At 48.0% G+C, this 7725-nt stretch carries 5 protein-coding genes; 2 read left to right on the top strand and 3 right to left on the bottom strand.

Annotated elements, in window-relative coordinates:
* Positions 1-466 precede the first annotated feature (466 nt).
* On the top strand, positions 467-946 hold the full coding sequence (locus ACTHMC_RS18255; protein WP_440415240.1) for a TlpA family protein disulfide reductase: 480 nt from the start codon (positions 467-469) through the stop codon (positions 944-946).
* A gap of 144 nt (positions 947-1090) precedes the next feature.
* Positions 1091-2329: an NAD(P)/FAD-dependent oxidoreductase gene (locus tag ACTHMC_RS18260; protein WP_440415232.1), complete on the top strand. Its 1239-nt coding sequence runs from the start codon at positions 1091-1093 to the stop codon at positions 2327-2329.
* Here the strand turns inward: ACTHMC_RS18260 and ACTHMC_RS18265 are convergent.
* The 3 genes from ACTHMC_RS18265 to ACTHMC_RS18275 form a co-directional block, all read right to left on the bottom strand.
* Positions 2286-2963: a hypothetical protein gene (locus ACTHMC_RS18265; RefSeq protein ID WP_440415234.1), complete on the bottom strand. Its 678-nt coding sequence runs from the start codon at positions 2961-2963 to the stop codon at positions 2286-2288. The genes ACTHMC_RS18260 and ACTHMC_RS18265 overlap by 44 nt on opposite strands.
* Before the next feature lie 526 nt (positions 2964-3489).
* On the bottom strand, positions 3490-5880 hold the full coding sequence (locus ACTHMC_RS18270; RefSeq protein WP_440415236.1) for a cellulase family glycosylhydrolase: 2391 nt from the start codon (positions 5878-5880) through the stop codon (positions 3490-3492).
* 70 nt (positions 5881-5950) lie between these two features.
* Positions 5951-7725 (bottom strand): discoidin domain-containing protein (locus ACTHMC_RS18275; protein ID WP_440415238.1); only part of this gene is annotated, 1775 nt, incomplete at its 5' end.

Consider the following 7725-nt stretch of genomic DNA (forward strand, 5'->3'; position numbering starts at 1 on the left):
TACCAGCACCTGGCGTTCCTTCTTCCCCATGCTGCAGGCATTTTTACCAAAGGCTGAACAGTTCAGGAATAAGATCAACACACCAAACAAATCATTTAACGAACTGCTCCGCTTTACGGTTGATGCCGACCTGCAGGCCATGGGTATGAATTTTATCCTGCAACCCAGGTCTGCACATCCTGAGAAAAAAGACTATCCTTCTTTTTACCAGTCCATTGCAGGATCGAAGCTGCTCCACACTACCCGTCTTTACCAGTTGGGGGAAGGCAGTGAATTCATCAACACCTTCCCTACTTTTAAAATGATGATGGGCGATAAAATGCCTGACCGGGAAAAGATGCTGGAGTGGGCCCTTCAACAGATCCCGAATGACACTTTGAAAGGCGATATTGTTGCCAGCAACCTCAGCCGCTCCAACTCTTTTGAAGATGTGCTGGAGAAGGTGAATAAATACGGACAGTACCTGATGACACCTGCGCAACTTGCTGTCAAAGACCAGGTTTTTGAAAAACTGGTGAAGTACCAGAAGGGAGCGCCGGCTTATAATTTTGACCTGGTGGATATCAATGAAAAGAAAGTATCACTGAAATCACTGGCCGGAAAAGTAGTGGTGGTGGACGTTTGGGCTACCTGGTGCGGTCCCTGCAAAGCCGAGATCCCGCATCTGAAAAAGCTGACGGAAGAAATGCAGGATAAAGAAGTGGTGTTTGTGAGCATCAGTACAGATAAAGAAACGGATAAGGACAAATGGAAAAAATTTGTTGCAGACGAGCACCTGGATGGTGTGCAGCTATATGATCCATCCGGCAAATCCGTGATCACCTACTACAAGATCCCGGGCATTCCCCGCTTCATGGTATTTGATAAGGCCGGGAATATTGTAACGGTGGATGCGCCGCGTCCATCTACACCCGGCCTCAAAAAGTTGATCGAACAATACCTGTAAGCAAAGACCGCATCCCGTATTCCAGGTAAGATGCAGTTCCGGTTTACCAATAAGGGGCTTAACCTGTTTTTGCAGGCGGCCCCTCTTTTATTTTGGCAATGCGGCCGGAGGGGGATATTTTTATTGTTCTTACAATTGGGACGGATGACGGAAACTACTGTTTGTATTATCGGGGCGGGTCCTGCGGGAGCTGCCGCAGCATTGCAGCTTGCACAATGGGGCATACACTCTGTGATAGTGGATAAAGCTTTTTTTCCACGCGACAAGGTCTGCGGTGACGGTCTGAGCGGAAAAGTGATCACCGCGCTTAACCGCATCGATCCTGCCATTGCAGAAAGATTGCAGCAGTATACTGAAAAGGTCAATAGCTGGGGAGTGACCTTTGTTTCTCCCGGCCGGATCAGCATGGATGTTCCGTACAAACCTCAGTATGATCCCAGGTCAGAGCCACCAATCGGCTTCGTTTGCAAGCGGATCCACTTTGACCAGTTCCTGGTCGACGAGATCAAAAGAAGGCCTGAGATCCGGCTCATTCAGGGAGTTTCCATTGATCAGTACCTGCCTGAAAAAGATGGCTACCTGCTATCCGAAGCAGGAGGCTCTTTACAGATCAGGACCAAAATGGTGATCGTAGCCAATGGCGCACACTCGTCTTTCACCAGGCATATCGCCGGCTTCACCATGGAACCGGATCACCATGCAGCAGGTGTCAGAGCATACTATAAGAATGTAACAGGTATGCATACCGACAATTTCATTGAACTGCATTTTCAGAAATCCTTACTGCCTGGTTATCTGTGGATATTTCCACTTCCCAATGGAGAGGCCAATGTGGGGCTTGACATGATCAGTTCGGCTGTAAAAAAGAAAAAGGTTAACCTCAAACAATTATTACAGACTACCATACAGCAGGATCCGGTACTGAAGGAGCGCTTCCGCGAAGCCAGTGCTATTTCGCCGGTTGAAGGATATGGATTGCCCTTAGGAAGCAAGCGCAGGCAGCTGCATGGAGACCGTTATTTGCTTACCGGGGATGCAGCCTACCTCATAGATCCATTTACGGGAGAAGGCATCGGCAATGCATTGTATACGGGAAGAATGGCAGCGGAACATGCTGCTGCGGCGATAAGGTCGGGTGATTTTTCCGCGGCAGCACTGGCACCTTATACGGAACATGTATACCGCGTGCTGGGCGCTGAGCTCAGTCTCAGTCATCGTTTGCAGAAGCTGGTGCGCTACAGATGGCTCTTCAATTTTATGATGAAGATGGGTACCAGGAACAAACAGCTGAGAGAACTGATCTCCTGCATGTTCTATGAAGTGGATGTAAGAAAGAAGCTTACCAGCCCGGTATTTTACCTGAAGGTACTTCTGAACAGGTAGAACGATTCAATATTGTGGTGTCAAATATCGGATTCCGGCCTGGCCATTCCATCCGTGTTTTGTTACGGCAATGAATGGTCCCTTTAGGAATGCGGTAATCATAATGATTAAGGCGTTTATTCTCCCGGCAACAGAATGAATATTCGAGTATCATTTTTATATACGAGTCGAAAACAATGGAATATCCTTTATTGTATCCATTCATCAATCCAACATCTCCACAATCCCTTAATCCAAGTGTATGACCGATTTCATGGGCAGCCAAAATTCCATTTTCCGCATGTTTCCGTTTGATTGAAATATGAGTGACGCCACAGGTGAGACCAGCAGTAGAGTCCTGATCAATTTTCTGTGATTCACTACATGATTTAATCTTCTTTACAACCTGGAGCGTATTACACGGCAGCAGATCGGGATAATTACTCTTGATCTCCGCATCCATTCTCTCCTTTGTTATCCTGGGATCATCTGTCTGCTCCAGGGTTAGTTCGAAACGGATATAATACTTTAAAGACTTATTGTTTTCATCCGGATCCGTCAGCAGATAGAAATCTCTATTCAATGCATGCCAGAAAGCAATCCCTTTGGCAGCAGTACTTGAATCCTTTTTCTTTCCCTTCTTTACATAGTACACTGAACGGATCACTATTTCTCTGAAATCAGCAGCAGAATCAATTACACAATACACACCATAGTTGTTATAACTTTTTTTATTGTAAGATAAGGAGCTGCAACATATTGCCGGCAGCAATATCAAAAGGATAAGTGTTCGCATGTCTTCCGCCCGTTTACAGGTTTTAAATACATTCAGTGATGGGTATAAGATTCCCTGCAGGCCTGAGCCCGCAGATGCACAGGGATTTATGTACGGGAGTAGCAAATAGCAGCGCCTTGTATTCAATCATGAATACATCGCTTCCTGTGTGTGTTCAGATGGTTGTTAGTGGAAACTGGCAGGTTCCCTGATGCAGAGGATCATCATCAGAAAGCAAGCACAAAAAATACAGATGTTCTATGAGGGATATTCGTTCTCCGGCTCTCAGCCTGTCCGGATACCTTGAGATATGTCGCTTTATGAATGTACAAAAAAAATGGAAACTTCAAAATGAACGGGCATAAAAAAAGGGCCGGAAAGCCCTTTTTTCTTAACTGTTCAAGTCCTACTCTGCCGACAACTTTTTTATGGTGGTTTTCCCATCTATTTTAAGTTGAATCAAGTACACTCCTGCTGCTTTGTTCTGCGGAGTGAAATCTACCCTGTGGTTACCCGCAGCCAGCCTTCTGTTCACAAGTACAGCCAGTCTTCTGCCAGTAATATCAAATACACTCAACTGAGTCTGAGCCGCCTGATTTAAATGGAAACTGATGGTGCTGGTACCACGGAAAGGATTCGGGCTGGCATTGAATTTCAGCCTTGCTTCTTTATACTGTTCTGTTTCAATTCTATTGCCAGCTGTTGTTGCGCTATTCAGTCCGGCGGAAATCTGGATCTTCACTTCAGTATAACTGTTCCAGAGATTCACACTGTTGCCATGCCCCACGATCCGTACATACTTCGCGCTCACTGCAGGAAAAGTGAATGTTTCCAGCGCAGTGCTGGTTCCGCTGCTTACCCGGTTGGTGGCCACGGTAGTCCAGCTGGTACTATTGTTACTCACCTGCACATCAAAACTGGAAGTTCTTACATTTCCATTATAAAATGCGATCTGCACACCGGTTACAGTATTAGTGCTGCCCAGGCAGAACTGGATCCATTGTCCATCACCACTGGCAGACCAGCGCGTAGCCAGGTTATTGTCCAAAACATTGGCCGGCACATTACCATCATCTGCACTGGCAGATACCGCATCACAGGCGGGAGGCGCTGTCACAGCAATATTTACAGCAGAGGAAGTAGTGCTGGTATTGCCATTGTCAGTGGCTTTGGCAGTGAGCACGTAATTACCAGCTGCTACATTGTTCCAGGTATAGCTGTATGGAGGAGTAGTTACTTCACCCAGTTTGGTAGCGCCATTGAAGAATTCCACTTTGCTTATAGTGCCATCACTGTCTGCAGCCGTTGCCGTGATGGTAACTGATGCGGGCGATGTAAACCCGGCATTGTTGGCAGGAGACGTAATGCTGACCGTAGGTGCTGCATTGGTCTGCTGTACGATCTTCACTTCGGTATAACTGTTCCAGGCATTCACCGTATTTCCATGACCTACGATACGCACAAACCTCGTTTGTATCTGCGTAAACGAAAATGTTTCCAGTGAAGTGGAAGTCCCGTTGCTTTGCAGGCCGGTAGCAACGTTGGTCCAGCTACTGCCATTGCTGCTCACCTGCACATCAAAAAGTGAAGAGCGCACATTTCCATTATAAAATGCGATCTGAACACCGGAAACAGGAACCGGATTGGCGCCTAAACAGAACTGGATCCATTGTCCATCACCACTGGCAGACCAGCGCGTAGCCAGGTTATTGTCCAGAACATTGGCCGGCACATTACCATCATCTGCACTGGCAGATACAGGAGTACAGGGGGGATTGGGATTGCTGCCGGGAAAATCATCGGCCGGTGTTTTCATGCGTTCACGCACCCATACGCCTGCGGGCTTGAGATTGGCCACCGTCCAGGGTCCGTTGGAGCAGGTGCCTGATTTCCAAACGGCGCCGGAGCGGCTGTCGTCAGAATAGTTCCAGTTGCACCAGCTGATCTTTTTGTTCCGCATCAGGTCGATGTATTGCTGGCTCATGGTGAAATTATTCGTTCCATCTCCGGATGCAGCCTGGGTGCCGAATTCCGTAACGAACATGGGTAATCGGTCAGCAGCCCAGCTCAGCTCATTCAGGTAGGTTGAATTATGGCTGGCTGCATAGAAGTGGAAGGTATACATGATATTGGAAAAGCTCAGCGGATTGCTCACGATATCCTGTGCTGAATTACCATCTGAAATACCCAGGGAGGCCCAGCCATGTGTTCCCACCAGGATGGGGGCATCTGCATCTATGGCGCGGATCACTGGTATCAGTTGGTTCGCATAGTTTTTGATGGTGGCCCAGCTCACGCCATTGGGTTCATTACATATATCATACAGAATATTGTTTTTGTTCTTATGGGCATTGGCGATGGCTGTAAAAAACGTTTTGGCTTTGGTCAGGTTTGCATTGGGATCGCCGGGCGTGAGTTGGTGCCAGTCAACCAACGCATACATGCCCCGGGCCGTGACCTTATCTATGATGGTATTCACCATTTGTGTAAAGCCCGCGGGGTCTGTATCGTAACCTCCTTCCTGTACATAGAGGGAAATACGGAGAATATCGGCTTCCCAGTCGTTAGCCAATGCATCCAGACTGGCATCTGTAATACAGCTGCCCAGTCCGTACCATTGAAGTCCATGCGTGCTCATACCCCGTAACTGAATGGGATTACCATACTGATTGCACAGTTTTAAACCGATCACCTGTAGTTGACCGTTCTGCGACACAGGCGTCTGTCCATTGGCGTTATATACTACTGAAAGCAGAAACAGAACGCACCAGTAAAAGAAATGTGTAAACTTTCTCATGGGAATAATATTTAAAGGTTTAATTAAAAGAGCAGGACCTGGAAAGGCCCTGCTTATTGTGATTGACTGCTTATTCTTTCAGCAGCTTCTTGGTGATGACCTTGCCATCGATGGTCATCTGCATTATATACATACCTGCTGTATTGCTTTGAGGTGTAAATACCACGCGGTGGTTGCCTGCATTCAACCGGGAGTTCACCAGTATTGCCACTCTCCTTCCCGAAATATCATACACACTCAACTGCGTGTGTGCTGATTTTTCAAGGTTGAAGGTGATGGTGCTGCCACTCCGGAATGGATTGGGATAAGTGCTGAGCTTCAGTTTGGGATCATCGGCCGCATCCGGAGAAATAGTATTCATTTCTGTTGCTGCATTGTTCAGTGCGGAGGAAGTGAGGATACGCACTTCACTGTAACTGTTCCAGAGGTTCACACTGTTTCCATGCCCCACTATCCGTACATATTTTGCACTGACGGCCGTGAAGGTGAATGTTTCCAGCGCTGTGCTTGTTCCACTGCTCACCCGGTTGGCAGCTACGGTGGTCCAGTTGATGCCGTTGCTGCTCACCAATACATCAAAACCGGAAGTCCTCACATTGCCATTATAAAATGCGATCTGTACGCCGGTCACCGTAGAAGTGCTTCCCAGGCAGAATTGGATCCATTGACCGTCTCCACTGGCAGACCAGCGGGTAGCCAGGTCATTGTCCAGTACATTCGCAGGCACATTGCCATCATCTCCGCTGGCTGATACCGCATCACAGGCAGGCGTTGGCGCAGTTGTGATCTTCACTTCTGTATAACTGTTCCAGGCATTCACTGTATTGCCATGGCCCAGGATCCGTATATACTTCGTGATTACCTGCGCAAAGTTGAAGGTCTCCAGTGCATTGGTTATTCCACTGCTTTGAAGGCCGGTAACCACATTGGTCCAGGTACTACCATTGCTGCTCACCTGGATATCAAAGCGGGATGCACGAACATTACCGTTGTAGAACGCTATCTGAACACCTGTTACCGGCACAGGGCCTGCACCCAGACAGAACTGGATCCATTGCCCGTCGCCACTGGCAGACCAGCGGGTGGCCAGGTTGTTATCGAGCACATTGGCCGGTATATTGCCATCATCTGCGCTGGCGGATACAGGAGTACAGGGCGGTTCTGCACCTACGGTGATGCTCACAGGCGATGAAGTGGTGGTGGCACTGCTGTCATCCGTTGCCCTGACAGTTAGCGTATAATCTCCTGCAGGCACATTGCTCCAGGTGAACGTATATGGTGCCGTATCATCTTCTCCCAGCTTTGTAGAGCCATTGAAAAATTCCACCAGTGTTACATTGCCATCGGCATCAGCCGCTGTTGCATTGATGGTGACCGATGCAGGAGCTGTGAAAACTGCGCCATTGGCTGGTGAGGTGATGCTCACTGAAGGACTACTGTTACCGCCCTGCACAATAAATGCCAGTTGTGGCGGGTTACTGCCAAACTCTTTCGAGTTCCAGAATACACGCGGGTCATGGGCAATCAGGCTCTTCAGTGCAAAAGAAACTTTTTTCCTGCCTGCCGCTATTTCACTCTTCACATAACCGGTTACATCAAAGTTGATATAACTGTATGCGGTATTTCCCACAGCCGCCGTGCTCAACTCTGCACCGCTTGCCGGTTTATTGTTCCAGGTAATAGTGCTTTCACTCCAGGTGGTGTTGGCTACACTGTACACGCCTATGAGCACTGATGGCACCGTAGTAAGATCAACTTTTCCATATACTTTCAGGGTCACATTATCGATATTGCCGGTTATGCTGGTTGCATCGAACATCAGATATGTTTCGCGGGCATTGTTCA

The organism is Pseudobacter sp., from assembly GCF_051955275.1.
Classification (GTDB): Bacteria; Bacteroidota; Bacteroidia; order Chitinophagales; family Chitinophagaceae; genus Pseudobacter.